This window comes from Novosphingobium naphthalenivorans NBRC 102051, assembly GCF_001590985.1.
GTDB lineage: Bacteria > Pseudomonadota > Alphaproteobacteria > Sphingomonadales > Sphingomonadaceae > Novosphingobium > Novosphingobium naphthalenivorans.
The window spans coordinates 26,716-39,944 of the sequence record NZ_BCTX01000012.1 but is presented as its reverse complement, the minus strand read 5'-3'; the positions used below and the strand labels follow the sequence as shown (position 1 = coordinate 39,944).

The following is a 13,229-nucleotide window of genomic DNA, read 5'->3' as shown; positions in this document are numbered from 1 at the left end:
AGGCAGATCACTTGACTGGCTCGGCATTGAGCGACGGCCGCGTTCTCCGACCCGCCATCGCGGCCGCCTGCAACCCCTCCTTCAAATGTTCGAGTTCCGCGGATCCGAGCGTCTCATGCTCCAGTAGATCCTTCGCGCTCTCTTCCAGAAGCGCCCGGTTGCCCTTGAGGACGTCGTGTGCGATGGTGAAGGCTTCGTCGATCAGCTTTCTGACAGCTTCGTCGATGGCCTCCGCGGTGCCGTCGCCGTAGCTCTTCGGCCGCCAGAGCGGCGTCTGGCCGACAAGGAAGCTTCCGGGCTCCGGTTCATAGGCGACCTGACCCAGTTCAGGCGTCATACCGAAACGCACCACCATGCTGCGGGCGATGTCGGTCGCACGCTGCAAGTCGTCGGCGGCCCCTGTGGACACGTCCTGATAGATGAGATCCTCTGCCGCTCGTCCGCCAAGCAAAGCCGCCATGCGGTTCATGAGTTCACTGCGGCTGGCGAGGAACCGATCCTCCATGGGCCGCTGCAGCGTATAGCCGAGCGCGGCGATACCGCGTGGAATGATCGAGACCTTCTGGACGGGGTCGGTGCCCGGCAGGCTCATTGCGACCAGCGCGTGCCCCATCTCATGATGTGCGACAGTCTCACGCTCGCGTGGACTGAGCACCCGGCTCTTCTTTTCAATGCCGGCGACCAAACGCTCGAAGGCTTGTGTGAAATCCTCAAGGGTTGTCGCCTCCGCGCCGCGTCTGGTGGCGACGACCGCCGCCTCGTTGACCAGATTGGCAAGATCGGCGCCAGTAAAGCCCGGTGTAAGGCCCGCAACGGTGTCGATGTCGAGATCGGCTTCGACGCGAATCCGCATCATGTGCACGCGAAGAATTTCGGCGCGTCCCTTGCGGTCCGGACGATCGACCAGCACCTGACGGTCGAACCGGCCCGCACGAAGCAGTGCCGGATCGAGAACTTCAGGGCGGTTAGTTGCCGCAAGAACAATGATTCCGGCGCTCGGGTCGAAGCCGTCCATCTCGGCGAGAAGCTGATTGAGTGTCTGTTCCTTCTCCTCATGCCCCCCGCCAGGCAGGTCGATCCCCCGTGCCCGGCCAAGCGCGTCGAGCTCGTCGATGAACAGGATCGCCGGGGCCTGCTTGCGCGCCTGCGCGAATAGGTCGCGCACGCGGGCCGCACCCACGCCCACGAACATCTCGACGAATTCCGAGCCTGTGATCGAGAAGAAGGGCACATGCGCCTCGCCGGCGACGGCGCGTGCGAGCAGCGTCTTGCCTGTGCCCGGCGGTCCCACGAGCAGCACGCCCTTGGGGATGCGGGCACCGAGCCGACCATATTTCTCGGGATCGCGCAGGAAGCCGATGACCTCGGAAAGCTCCTGCTTGGCCTCATCAACGCCGGCCACGTCGGCGAAGGTCGCTTTGACATTCTCTTCCGAGTAAACCTTGGCGCGGCTGCGACCAATGCCCATCAGGCCGCCATGGCCTCCCGAAGCCATCGGGCGCAGCAGGAACATCCACGCCAGAATCAACAGCGCCGTGGGCAGAATCCACGAAAGAAGGTTCGACAGAAATCCAGGCGGCTCTTCGCCTCGGTAGGTGATACCGCGCTTTTGGAGTTCATCGGCGATCGCAGGATCGACGCGGATCGTGGAGAAATGCTGTGTCTCGGCTGCCCCTTTGCCTTTGCTTTTGGCCTCTTGACCAGCAGTCTTGTACGCGCCGGTTATCGTCGTTGGGCCCACCACGACGTCGGTGATCGCGTTTTTCTCGACGAGCGCTTGGAATTCGCTGAACGGGATTGTCTTCAGGTGGCCAGAACTCGTCCAGTAATTCTGCAGGATCACGAGCAGCAAAAATGCCACGATGATGTACACGATATCGAGCTGCGACAAGCCTTTCCGTTTTCTGTCCCCCTGTTCCATGTTCCGGTCCTTTTCCAAGAGAAGTTACCTGCGCCAGGAGGCCAGAAAATTGTACAGCGGTCCGAAAACAAGAGCGACATACCAGCCCCAGGCGAAGCTTTCGGCGAAACCCAGGAAGAAAGTGCGCCAGCTCAGGAGCTCGAATCCGGGCAAAAAGATCGCGAGCGCCGAATGATTGATCAAGCTTCCGGGGAATAACAGATAGCCGATTACGCACAGGACGTAGGAGAAGACGAGGAACAGGCTGAGGGCGAAGCCGAAGGCGAAAACCGGGATCAAGGCCGGACCGGGCCGTCGAGCATCATGCGCCATGGTGATGCGCTCCTTGAACTGTCCTTGCGGGCGCTTCGCCAGCAAATTCCTGCGGTGCGGCTTCGAACTTGTCCCGGCAGTCCGCCGAGCAGAAATAATAGGCCTTGCCCCGATAAATGCTGCTCTTTGCTCCAGGCGTAGCGACCGTCATCCCGCACACCGGATCAATCGCCGTTCCCGGCTCCTGCAGTCTGTCGCCCGATCCTTCATGAGAGCCATGATGGCCATGACCTCCGTGCCCTATGATATGGGCGCCACACCCGAACCGCATCATCACGAAGAACAGGGCTGCCCAGAAGAGCAGATAGAGGGTTGTGGTCATCGCTATCTCCGCATTTTTTCGCTCATTGGCATCTGCTGCATCATGCCTTGCGGGCTAAGCAGGGTGTCGGCCTTTTGTTTCTGCTCGGTGGACAACCCCGCATAGAGTCTTTCGAGCGCGGGACGCAGCGTGCGAATGTTGTCGCGCATGGCTTCGAGCATATGCTCGTGACGGTCTAGCCGCGCGATCGGCGACATGGTTGCGTTCCCTTGATGTCCCGCCATCATTGAGGCGCGCATATTCTCCATATTGGCGGCGACACCGCGCAGCGCGCTGGCATAGGCGTCCCACGCTTGCGACTGGGCGGACGTGATGTTGAGCTCGCTCCGGACCGCACCCAGACGCTGCTCGACATGGGCAGTCATGTTCATGCCTTCACCCATCATCCTGCACATTGGCATGCCATCCATCATTTCGCCCTTCATCGGCATTTCCTTGCCGCCCATGCCAGCCATGCCCTTCATGGTGTCTGGCTGGGCGGGCGGTTGAGTGGAAGGCTGTGGCGTGGCCGCCGGCGCGTCGACCGGATGGTGCCCGGAATGTGTATCCTGCGCTTGCACCACGGCAGGCGACGCGGCCAACATAGCCAACGCCATGGCACCAATGCTCACTCGTCCGAATCCGTTCATAGATGATCTCCTTGCAATCGACTTGCGTCATTCATCCGACGTTTCATGGGGTCGGAGATTACAGTCGAACTTTCGATCGGACGCAAAATTAGGGCAGCGTCCCTGAATCAGTTGTCCCGGCGCAGGGGCCAGTCGCCTATACGCAGCCTTCCTGAGACAAGATCGGCACTTGCCGTCGAGAGACCGAACAGTTCATTCTCGACGATCGCCGCGATAGCGTCCCGATAGTCCTCGCAGTTGGCGGCATGCGTCGGTCGGAGGCGTACGGTTGCCGTTTGAGGTTCGCTGAGGGCCCCACCGATGCCGCTGACGAGCAAGCAATGCGCTTCGCCAACTCCGTCCAGTCGCGCGACCCGCTCGGCAATGAGGCCGGCGGCGATATTGTACAGCTTGCCAACATGCGAGATGGCGTTCTTGCCGGGAACCGATTCCATTGTCATCGGCCGGAAGGGCGTGATCAGTCCATTCACGCGATTGCCGCGCCCGGCCTGCCCGTCGTCACCGCTTTCGGCCGATGTGCCGAGAACCGTGAGGTAAAGGCTCATGACGTCCGGGTCGTTGGCGGTGTTGACCGCGACAACGGCGGGCAGCTGATGATCTTCGGCGATCTGGCCGACGGTGGCGGCGACCAGATTCTTTGCGCGCAAATAGGTGGGCAGGCCGTCAATGTAGCGATCGACGAAGGCGCAGGCGACGGTGAGGCGGACCTGTTCCCTGTGCCGCAATGCCATAATCTTGATGTCCCGGCCGATTTCCGGATGGCATTGTGTGGCCATACGTCCGAGTTCATGCTCGGCGGCGAGCACGACCTTCTCGAGCCTGCTGAGTGGCGCATAGCCGACGCCGATCGAAGTGTCGTTGGCAAGAGGCGAGGCATTGGTTGCACTGCGGTCGAAGAGCGCGCTCAAATCGCTCGAACCCGGACGGACGAGGCAGTGCGTCCGCAAGTGCGAAGCCGGTTCAAACAGTGGAATATGGTTACTAAACCATGCCTCCGCGACCTCACGAACGATATCCTCAAGTGGGAGACCTTACTCACCGCACTGGCTGATCGCGCGTCCCGCCAGAAATATTTCCATCGGCTGCGTGATCCGCCCGCCGCCGAATGCGGGTTCGGAGCAGCCGTCCCAGAGCAGTGCCTTGTCGACGTTGTAGTGCAGGATGCGACCGAATGTGTCAAGGTAGCGGTGCGTGAGCTCCCTGCTTAGCGCTTCGGTCAGATGGTCGCAGATCGAATCGGGATGACCGGCGCCATTGCGTTCGACGATCTCGACGGGGAGCAAGTCACCGCTGGGCTCGGTCAATGGCGTGAGATCGATCCGCATGATGTCACCTCTTTGCGAGCTTTGTGGCCTCGAAAAACGCGCTCCGGATCCTGGTTGATCTGCACCAGCCACAGATCCTTACGGGCTTGAGCGAGCCTGGCGCAACATTTCCTGTGCATGTCCATGCCCAATTGCGTTCCGCGCCAGCGGGATCGTGTGCCAGCGACCTGTAATCGTTCGACGCCCTATGCGTCCATCCCAACAGCGAATGCCGCGACTGGGTCGCCTCCTTCTTGCAATGGCGATCACGATTGGGGGACACAATGACGCGCACCGGACGTTTCGGACGAGGCGACATTCTTTTCAGTGAAGGTGACGCCGTTGAAGGCGTTCTGCACGTCCGCAGCGGAAGCGTCGAAATTCTGCGTCGGCGGGACGGTGTGGAAATTGTTCTTGGAGCCATCCACAGCGGCCAGGTCCTCGGCGAGATGAGCGTTGTTGAAAAACGAGCTCGGCGCAGCGCGACAGCGCGTGCCGTCACGGACGGCGAAGTCGAGTTCATCGGCTCGGCCGAATTCCTCGATCGTATCAGCCGCTCCCCCGAAAACGCGCGAACCTTGATTGAACGACTTTGCCATCGACTCCACGATCTGGAAGATCGCTTCGTCGAAGATGAGCAGAGGCAGCAGCCGCCGTCGGCCAGGAATAGCCTTGGCGAATCCCTTGTGGTGCAGAACGTCATGCTGGCGGCCGACTCCCGGGGTTTGCGCCGGCAGTTGCCCGATCCGCTGTGTATTGACGCGGTTCCTTTCCTGGTCGGGAGGGCGGCTTTGCCGGGAGAACAGGCGCCGCCACGGGCATTGAACCTCGAGCTTGAGGACGAGGTTCCGTTGAGATTGTCTCGCAACCATTTCGCGATCATCCATCATGACGGGCATTACCACGTCCGCGACCTTCGCAGCACGTTGGGAACGCTGGTCAATGGCCGGCCTATCGGCGAGCATTTTGGCTCGGATTTGGCACCGCTCGTCGCAGGCGAAAATGAGGTGGTCGCGGGCGGAAAGGGTTCGCCCTTTGTGTTTTTCATCACCATTGTCGATGAGGGAAACGCGCGCCGATAAAGATCAGCGTCCGCCGACTGCTTGTGAAGAATTCGAAAGTGGTTTGGACTCGAACCGGGGATCGCCAGATATAGGAACCGAATATTGAAATGGCCTCCTGCGATCAGGCCGACGCCGCTCAACTACTGCGGAGACGCCACCGCATTCGCGGGAACGAAGGCCCGGCGTTCAGTGGCTCTGGAGTTTTGCACCGCTGGACATGACGCCGATGGAACGGAGTAGACGACCATGCCTGTATCAAGGCCGCTCGCCACGCCTGATGTGCATGAGGTGTTCAATCAGACACCAGCCCTGGATGTCGGCAACTGGTTTACCAGTGATCGGGCTTTGACTGCAGCGGTGAGAAGGGCGGGTGGCGCACAGCTCGAAAGGCGGCTGTCACGCCTGGGCCGCCGGGCGGCTTCGGCCGAGGTGGTTGCGTGGGGCATATTAGCCAATCGCCATGTCCCGACCCTCGAAAATTACGATTCCCAGGGCCGCCGCATCGACGAAGTCGCATTCCATCCGGCCTATCACCAGCTCATGGGCTTGGGACTTGGCAATGGCATCGCTGCGGCAGCTTGGGATGGCACGTCGCACGGCCATGTGCTTCACGCCGCCATGAGCTATCTTCTTGGTCAGGTGGATGCCGGCACGATCTGCCCGATGACGATGACCTACGCCGCAGTGCCGGTTCTGAGTAGGGAATCAGCAGTCTCCGAGGAATGGTTGCCGCGTATCCTCGCCGCCCGTTACGATCCGGCTTCACGGCCCGCCGCCGACAAGGCGAGCGTGACGATCGGCATGACGATGACCGAAAAACAGGGCGGTTCCGACCTGCGCGCCAATACCACTCGCGCCGAGCCGGTTGATCGCGCACGCCGGACGTTCTCGCTTACGGGACACAAATGGTTCTGCTCGGCACCGATGAGCGATGCTTTCCTGACCCTTGCCCAGACAGAGCGGGGACTGAGCTGTTTCCTCGTCCCGCGGTGGCTACCCGATGGCCGGCGCAACACAGGTTTCCGAATCGTGCGGCTCAAGGACAAGCTGGGCGACAGGTCCAATGCGACGGCGGAGATCGAATATGATCGGGCTTTCTCCTGGCGCATCGGAGAGGAAGGTCGCGGCATTGCCACGATACTCGAGGCGGTGCAGCACACGCGCCTCGACTGTGTCGTCGGATCGGCCGCTGGCATGCGTGGTGCGCTTGTGCAGGCACTCTGGCACACGCAGCATCGCCAATGTTTTGGGCGCCGTCTTGCCGATCATCCGGCCATGGCGGCGGTGCTCGCTGATCTCGCGGTAGAAAGCGAGGCCGCGACCGCGCTCGCCCTTCGGATCGCTGCGGCGCTTGACGCCGGTGATCCGCTGACACGGCTGCTCACGCCCGTCGCCAAATACTGGATCTGCAAGCGTCTGCCAGGCTTTGCCGCGGAGGCGATGGAGTGCCTGGGGGGCAATGGCTATGTCGAAAGCAGCCCCATGCCTTGCCATTTTCGCCAATCCCCCGTCAATGCGATCTGGGAAGGCTCGGGCAACATTGTCGCGCTCGATGTGCTCCGAGTTCTGCAGCGCGAACCCGAGGCGGTAGAAGCGCTTCGAGCCTTTCTTGCGGAGCCCATCGGGCGAGAGGCGAATTATGACCAATGGCTGAACTGCATCGATCTTGACTGTTGCGAGGAAGCCCGCGCGAGAGAACTTGTGGAACGGCTTGCGCTCGCCGCGCAGGCGGCGATCCTTCTCCTGGCGCAAAGCCCCCTGGCACCGGTCTTCTGCAGGTCGAGGCTTGGTGCCATGGGATTCACCTACGGTGCTGCCCCCGGTTTAACCGACGCGCGGGCTGTCATAGAGCGTGCGATGCCCAAGGGCTCCGCACTGGGGCAGGGCGATGCATGAACGCCGCTCTCCACATCAGCGCCGGCCCCCTTTGGAACGACACGGAACAGGTTGAAGAAATCGAGTAAGGGGGCTGCGCACCCACGATGCTGGCTTTGCCCAGGAGCTCGCTGCCGACAACGTGGGAATAGTTAATAAGAGCAAATAAAATACAACTTATCAAAAATCTTTATGCGCATGGGAGAGTGATCTATTACTATTACAGTTAATATATCGTCTTTGATGCCTCTGTGAGTTATGTAATGCCCTTGCAGGAGGAGGGTATCACCCTTAAGCTCGACTGCCTCCACATGGAAATGGCTGTGCCCGAAGTCTAAGCCGTCAGCAGATATGCGGAGCTGAGAACCGGGATCGGACGCGCATTTTGCGTCATCGCTCCAGATGCCGGCGATTTCCGCGTAGCGACGATCAACCTCCTCACGCTGACGCTGTGCCTTCTCGTCTGCACTACGTTTCCCCTCCTGCTCACCGGCGGCGGCAATAGCGGTGCGGTGAAGCGCCAATCGACCGGTTCTTTCGTCCCGCCGGATAGGCGTGAGTGCTACCTTCACGCTAAGCGCCAAAAGAAGGCCGCAGAGAAGCACCACTATCCAGTAAAGCCTTGGCGTCGTATGGCGCGCAAAATGGTAAGCGGTGTTTTCAGCCCACGGAGGTCCAGGGCATGAGCTCTCCGACCGCGGTGGCTGGGTAGCCGGCTGCGAGTTTGGCGAGAGTCTCGGTCATCCAGGTGTGCGGGTTGATGCCGGACAGTTTGCAGTTCTCGATGAGTGAGGCGATGACGGCCCAGTTGTCGCCGCCTTCATCGGAGCCGGCAAACAGTGCATTCTTGCGGTTGAGCGCCATCGCCCGTTCATTCTGCCCATGTCGGCGAAGAGCGGGAAGTTCACTATCTTTGGCATCCCTATTTTGGGCGGAAAGTCAGCGTTCGGCGGGTAGAGGAACGAGCGACCGGCAGGTTCCTTAGGGTGGAAGGCCCGTCTGGCATTGTCGTTTCAATGCCGGAGTGGATGGTGGATCCCGTCGCCTGCGCCGAGATGAGAATCGGCCCGCCCCAAGTTGATGTCGCGGCGCTGACCGAGCTGAACGGGCTGGTCACCGCGGTGGCTGCTTCACCAAACTCCCAACGCGATGATGGAGTCGCATGGGAGGAAGTCGATGAACAAGCACGACAGGCCCGCACCGGCCTCGGGCAGACAGATGAGCCTGATATTCGAGCCCCGCAGGGTGGACGGGATGAACGATGCGGAACGGGCGAAGGCCGTAATCACGCTCGCTCAAATCCTGATGCAGGCCGCCGGCCTCGTCGTCGAGGAGTTCGGCGATGACCGACGCTAATCTGATCCCGGCGCAGCTGCTGAAGCGCAAGGCCGTCGTCTATGTGCGTCAATCGACACAATCCCAGGTCATGGCCAACCTGGAAAGCCAGCGACGGCAATACGACCTCGTCGACGTTGCGCGTCAGCACGGCTTCACCGATATCGAAGTCATCGACGATGATCTCGGACGATCCGCGAGCGGAACCGTTGCGCGGCCCGGCTTCGATCGTTTGGTCGCATCGTTGTGCGCGGGCAAGGTGGGTGCCGTGTTGTGCCTTGATGCGTCCAGGCTCGCGCGAAATGGTCGCGACTGGCACCATCTGCTGGAACTGTGCGGGCTCGTTGAAGCCCGTGTCATCGATCATGATGGCGTGTACAATCCTTGCCAGCCCAACGACCGCCTGCTCCTGGGAATGAAGGGGAGCATCAGCGAGTTCGAGCTCGGCGTTCTCAGGACGCGAATGCTCGATGCAGCAAAGTCGAAGGCGCGCCGCGGCGAATTGCGCTTGTCTGTCCCGTTCGGCTACATTTGGCACCGCGAAGCGGGCTTGGACCTCGATCCCGATCTACGCCTGCAAGAGGTAATCAGGCTCATCTTTGCGCGCTTCCGAGAGCTGGGCAGTGCGCGTCAGGTGCTGTTGTCGATGAAGGCCGATCAAATCCACTTCCCGCGACCGTCGGACGAAGGCCGCATGACCAGCTTCACATGGTTGCCGATCCGCTATCGCAACGTCATCGCCGTTCTCAAAAACCCCTTCTACGCAGGCGTTTACGTTTACGGAAAAAGCGAGAAGCGAACCTCCATTGTCGATGGGCGAGCCCGGCGGAGCTACGGGCACGGCAAGCCGGTGGGGACCTGGGAAGTCTTCATCAAGGATCACCATGAGGGGTACATCAGCTGGGAAGAATACGAGCGCAACCAGAAGCAGCTGGCACTCAACAACTATGGCAGCGCCGGCGGTGTGAAATCCGGCCGAGGAGGCCGAGCGCTACTCTCGGGCATCATGACGTGCCGACGGTGTGGACGGCGACTGACGGTCACCTATACCGGAAACCCGCAGAGCCGACCGGTGTATCGCTGCGACAAACCAAACCTGATGATGGGCTTGCCCCGATGCATGACCTTCGGCGGTCCACGGGTGGATGCAGCAGTTGCGCGCGAACTGCTACGCGCGGTAGAACCCTTGGCGATCGAGGCCGCGTTAGAGGCGGAGCGGATGCACAGGGAACGACAAGAAGAGCAGCGCCAGATTCTCGACCTGGAACTCCAGCAGGCGCGTTACGAGGCCCGCCTTGCCGAGCGCCGCTACGCTGCCTGTGATCCCGATAATCGCCTGATAGCGGCGCAGCTGGAGAAAAACTGGGAAACCGCATTGCGGCGCATCCGTGATCTGGAGGCGCGCCAGCCCGCAGAAAACCCGTCAACCATCGAGGTCGATCAGGGTGCGTTCGCCAATCTGGCGGAAAACCTGTCGGCGGCGTGGAACGCTCCGGATGTGACGATGCGCGCTCGCCAGCAACTGCTACGCACATTGATCGCCGACATCGTCGTCGATGTCGATGATGCCGTGCGTGACGTCGTGCTCACAATCCATTGGCGGGGCGGTCAGCACTCGGAACTGCGGGTTCGCAAGCCGAAAGCCGGCGAGCACGGTTGTGCAACAGCGGAGGATGCGCTGGAGGTGATGCGCAGCATGGCGGGCCGTTGGTCCGACGAGCATATCGCCGCGACGCTCAATCGGATGGGCTTGCCTACAGGCCAGGGCAAAACCTGGACGGCGCACCGGGTCTACTCTGTTCGGCGCGTGCGAGGGATCGATGCCTACCGGTCTGCGGTGAAAGACGGCGAATGGCTCACCATGACTGAGGCGGCCAAAGCGCTTGGCACCTCAAGCCATACGGTAAGACTTCTCATCAAAACCGGCGTGCTTCCGGCGGTGCAGGTCGTACCGCGCGCGCCGCATCAAATCCGCTCCGCCGATCTGATGTCGGAAGCGGTAAAATCTGCGATGGCCCGAAAGGGTCGCCCGTGTCGCGTTGTTGACGCGGATATGCTTCCAATGTTTACAGATACTTGAATATGGAGTGCATAATGAAACACGCTTCGGCAAGGGACGGATCGCTCGCTCGACGGTGTTGCTGTCGAGATCGATCCGACCGTCGTCGAGGAAGCCTGACAGGCTATCCCAGCGGGTGAGCGCGTATCGCATTGCTTCGCCTAACTTGGACTTGGAGCTGACCTGGCGGTTGCGAGCGTCGAGGTATTGACGCAAATCGTCGACGATGACGCGGCTATGCTCTGCGCGAACCTGGCGCCGTTGATCGGCAGGTTGCCCTCGCACCTCGTCCTCGATGACGTAGAGCTGGGCGATGCGACGCAACACTTCGGTCGCGACCGGCGAGTTCTCGGCCAGTTCGTAGAATTTGCGCCTGACGTGTGCCCAGCAGAAGGCGAGTTGGACCTGCTGTCGGCGCTTGGCTAGCGCTGCGTAGCCGCCATAACCGTCGACCTGGAGGATGCCGGCGAAGTCTCCCAGATGCGCTTCGGCGCGCTCCGATTTACGGTCGGCGGCGTAGACATAGGCGACCATCGGCGGATCATCGCCACCCCATGGACGATCATCTCGGGCGTAGGCCCATAGCTGCCCGGTCTTGGTCCGCCCGGTCCCTGGATTTAGCACCGGTGCCGTCGTCTCGTCGGCAAACAGTCGTTCCGATCGTCGCAATCGCTCGAGGATGTGATCGCGCAGCGGGCGCAGATACCAGGCGGCCCGGCCGACCCAATCCGCCAATGTCGATCGATCCAACTGGATGCCTTGCCGGGCATAGATCTGGGCTTGCCGGTACAACGGAAGGTGATCGGCGTACTTGGCGACCAGCACCTGCGCGATTAGCGCCTCGGTGGGAATGCCACCTTCGACGATCCTTGCCGGTGCAGGGGCCTGTACCACTGCGCTCTCGCACGAACGGCAGCCGTATCGCGGCCGGCGCGTGACCAGGACGCGGAAGGTGGTTGGCACGACATCGAGGCGCTCCGCGACGTCCTCGCCGATCTGATGCAGGGCGCCGCCACAGCAGGGGCAAGCCTTGTTCTCGATATCGACGACCTGCTCGATCCGTTCGAGATGAGCGGGCAGCGAACCGCGGTTGGTCTTGCGCGGCCGCTCGGTCGGCGCCCGACTTGCCTTGTCGCAGGCGTGCTCGGCCTGGGCCAATGCCGCCTCAACCTCTTCGAGAGCCAGCTCGAACTGATCGGAATCAAGTTGTTCGGATCGGCGACCGAAACGGTGCCGTTGCAGGGCATCAATGATCGCCTTCAGGCGCTCGACCTCAGCCTTGAAAACCTTGAGCGCATCGAGCTCGCGGGCCTGTTCGAGGACCAGCGCGCGGAGCGCTTCGATGTCTTCGGGAAGGTCCGCTTCCATGAGCATGGAGGCATTGAATCAGCAGTCAAAAGCCCCGTCAACCGGCAATCTGCGGGGCGATCGGCCGTCGTCCGCCATGCACCCGGCGCCAGTCCAAACCCTCCAGCAAAGCGCCGAGTTGCGCCGCCGTCAGCCGCATAACGCCGTCCTGGATGCCCGGCCACTTGAAGCCGCCGGACTCCAGCTTCTTGGCCATCAGGCACAGGCCCGTGCCGTCCCACCAGACCAGCTTGACCCGGTCCGAACGCTTGGCCCGGAACACATAGATCACGCCAGAAAACGGATCGCCGCCGTACTCCTTGCCGACCAGCGCAGCCAACGCGTCGGGCCCTTTGCGGAAATCCACTGGGCGCGTCGCGACCATAACGCGCGCGCCAGCACCAGGTCCGATCATCGGGTTGCCTTTAGCGCTTCGATCACCGCTGCAATGACACTGGCATCGGCGCCGCGCGCGATCTTCACCGCTACGCCGTCAATCTCCAATTCTACCGCCGCCATTAGAGCACGCCGCCTGCGCCGGGCTCGGCGCGAGGGTGCCGGATCCGGTTGTGGGGCCAACTCGACCACTGCGGGGACAAACGTCGCGGCGACTGGTTCTGCAGACGATGGTGCCGATCCTTGGTCCGCCAGTTGCTTGTGCAAATCCTTCCGCCAGGCATAAACCTGCGAAGGGTCAAGGCCATGGCGGCGGGCAACGGCGCCGACACCTTCGTTGCCTGCATAGCACTCCGCCACAATCGACGCCTTGACCTCCGGTGGCCAGTCGCGCCGCTTGCCGGCACCGGTGAATATCTCAAACCGCTGCGCGCCCTTGCTCACAGGATCATCACACGGGATTATCATAGGAGTAGCGCCTCGGCCCAAATCAGGCCGCGTAAGTTCAACGCCGGACGTCACCCGCGCAAGGTGGGGGCCGCACAGCGCTTACGCAAAATGAGAAGGCGCGAGTGGCACTTCTCCAGTCTTCAGGGTATACGCCAGCACTCCACCGAAGATCAGCGCCATGCCTGTCCCGATCAGCGCGTTGTAACCCAAATCAG

The 13,229-nt window shown here is 61.5% G+C and carries 11 protein-coding genes and 3 pseudogenes; 4 read left to right on the top strand and 10 right to left on the bottom strand.

The features are described 5' to 3' along the window. Positions 1-7 precede the first annotated feature (7 nt). The 5 genes and pseudogenes from ftsH to NN5_RS06035 form a co-directional block, all read right to left on the bottom strand. Positions 8-1,921, bottom strand: coding sequence for an ATP-dependent zinc metalloprotease FtsH (gene ftsH / locus NN5_RS06055; protein WP_013833464.1), 1,914 nt, complete (start codon positions 1,919-1,921; stop codon positions 8-10). Positions 1,922-1,945: 24 nt separating this feature from the next. Beyond that, positions 1,946-2,233 carry a DUF5676 family membrane protein gene (locus tag NN5_RS06050; RefSeq protein ID WP_051010066.1) on the bottom strand — a complete coding sequence of 96 codons (288 nt, stop codon included), beginning with the start codon at positions 2,231-2,233 and terminating at the stop codon, positions 1,946-1,948. Further along, positions 2,223-2,555: a YHS domain-containing protein gene (locus tag NN5_RS06045; protein ID WP_013833465.1), complete on the bottom strand. Its 333-nt coding sequence runs from the start codon at positions 2,553-2,555 to the stop codon at positions 2,223-2,225. The genes NN5_RS06050 and NN5_RS06045 overlap by 11 nt, the downstream gene beginning before the upstream one ends. Before the next feature lie 2 nt (positions 2,556-2,557). Next, a complete protein-coding gene (locus NN5_RS06040; protein ID WP_051010067.1) occupies positions 2,558-3,184 on the bottom strand; it encodes a Spy/CpxP family protein refolding chaperone in 627 nt (208 codons plus the stop codon). A 107-nt stretch (positions 3,185-3,291) separates the two neighbouring features. Continuing rightward, positions 3,292-4,509 (bottom strand): annotated as a pseudogene (locus NN5_RS06035) (methionine adenosyltransferase). Between the two features lie 263 nt (positions 4,510-4,772). On the opposite strand from NN5_RS06035, the gene NN5_RS24985 reads away from it, so the two are divergent. Both NN5_RS24985 and NN5_RS06020 read left to right on the top strand, forming a co-directional pair. Further along, a complete protein-coding gene (locus NN5_RS24985; protein WP_013833469.1) occupies positions 4,773-5,570 on the top strand; it encodes a cyclic nucleotide-binding domain-containing protein in 798 nt (265 codons plus the stop codon). A gap of 261 nt (positions 5,571-5,831) precedes the next feature. Then, on the top strand, positions 5,832-7,448 hold the full coding sequence (locus tag NN5_RS06020; protein WP_245656267.1) for an acyl-CoA dehydrogenase family protein: 1,617 nt from the start codon (positions 5,832-5,834) through the stop codon (positions 7,446-7,448). A gap of 131 nt (positions 7,449-7,579) precedes the next feature. Here the strand turns inward: NN5_RS06020 and NN5_RS06015 are convergent, their stop codons facing one another. Next, entirely contained in the window at positions 7,580-8,035 is a 456-nt protein-coding gene (locus NN5_RS06015; RefSeq protein WP_013833471.1) for a hypothetical protein, read from the bottom strand. 52 nt (positions 8,036-8,087) lie between these two features. Further along, a pseudogene (locus tag NN5_RS06010) lies at positions 8,088-8,297 on the bottom strand (transposase domain-containing protein); the annotation flags it as partial. Positions 8,298-8,603: 306 nt separating this feature from the next. On the opposite strand from NN5_RS06010, the gene NN5_RS06005 reads away from it, so the two are divergent. Together NN5_RS06005 and NN5_RS27405 are read left to right on the top strand one after the other, a co-directional pair. Next, positions 8,604-8,783 (top strand): hypothetical protein, encoded by a 180-nt coding sequence (locus tag NN5_RS06005; RefSeq protein WP_013833472.1) that lies wholly within the window; start codon positions 8,604-8,606, stop codon positions 8,781-8,783. After that, complete coding sequence (locus tag NN5_RS27405) at positions 8,770-10,842, top strand: recombinase family protein (RefSeq protein ID WP_013833473.1); 2,073 nt, start codon at positions 8,770-8,772, stop codon at positions 10,840-10,842. The genes NN5_RS06005 and NN5_RS27405 overlap by 14 nt, the downstream gene beginning before the upstream one ends. Here NN5_RS27405 and tnpC read toward each other — a convergent pair. From tnpC to tnpA, 3 genes and pseudogenes are all read right to left on the bottom strand, one after another. After that, positions 10,822-12,195 (bottom strand): annotated as a pseudogene (gene tnpC / locus NN5_RS24975) (IS66 family transposase); the annotation flags it as partial. The gene NN5_RS27405 and the pseudogene tnpC overlap by 21 nt on opposite strands. Positions 12,196-12,226: 31 nt before the next feature. Further along, entirely contained in the window at positions 12,227-12,583 is a 357-nt protein-coding gene (tnpB, locus tag NN5_RS05995; RefSeq protein ID WP_062346057.1) for an IS66 family insertion sequence element accessory protein TnpB, read from the bottom strand. After that, positions 12,580-13,008, bottom strand: a complete 429-nt coding sequence (tnpA, locus tag NN5_RS05990; protein WP_232512436.1) for an IS66-like element accessory protein TnpA — start codon at positions 13,006-13,008, stop codon at positions 12,580-12,582. Before tnpA ends, tnpB begins: the two co-directional genes overlap by 4 nt. Positions 13,009-13,229 lie beyond the last annotated feature (221 nt).

Bases quoted from the DNA above. Each gene is read 5' to 3' on its own strand.
- tnpB (WP_062346057.1), bottom strand. From the start codon at position 12,583: ATGATCGGACCTGGTGCTGGCGCGCGCGTTATGGTCGCGACGCGCCCA.
- NN5_RS06045 (WP_013833465.1), bottom strand. From the start codon at position 2,555: ATGACCACAACCCTCTATCTGCTCTTCTGGGCAGCCCTGTTCTTCGTG.
- ftsH (WP_013833464.1), bottom strand. From the start codon at position 1,921: ATGGAACAGGGGGACAGAAAACGGAAAGGCTTGTCGCAGCTCGATATC.
- NN5_RS06005 (WP_013833472.1), top strand. From the start codon at position 8,604: ATGAACAAGCACGACAGGCCCGCACCGGCCTCGGGCAGACAGATGAGC.
- NN5_RS06040 (WP_051010067.1), bottom strand. From the start codon at position 3,184: ATGAACGGATTCGGACGAGTGAGCATTGGTGCCATGGCGTTGGCTATG.
- NN5_RS06050 (WP_051010066.1), bottom strand. From the start codon at position 2,233: ATGGCGCATGATGCTCGACGGCCCGGTCCGGCCTTGATCCCGGTTTTC.
- NN5_RS27405 (WP_013833473.1), top strand. From the start codon at position 8,770: ATGACCGACGCTAATCTGATCCCGGCGCAGCTGCTGAAGCGCAAGGCC.
- NN5_RS24985 (WP_013833469.1), top strand. From the start codon at position 4,773: ATGACGCGCACCGGACGTTTCGGACGAGGCGACATTCTTTTCAGTGAA.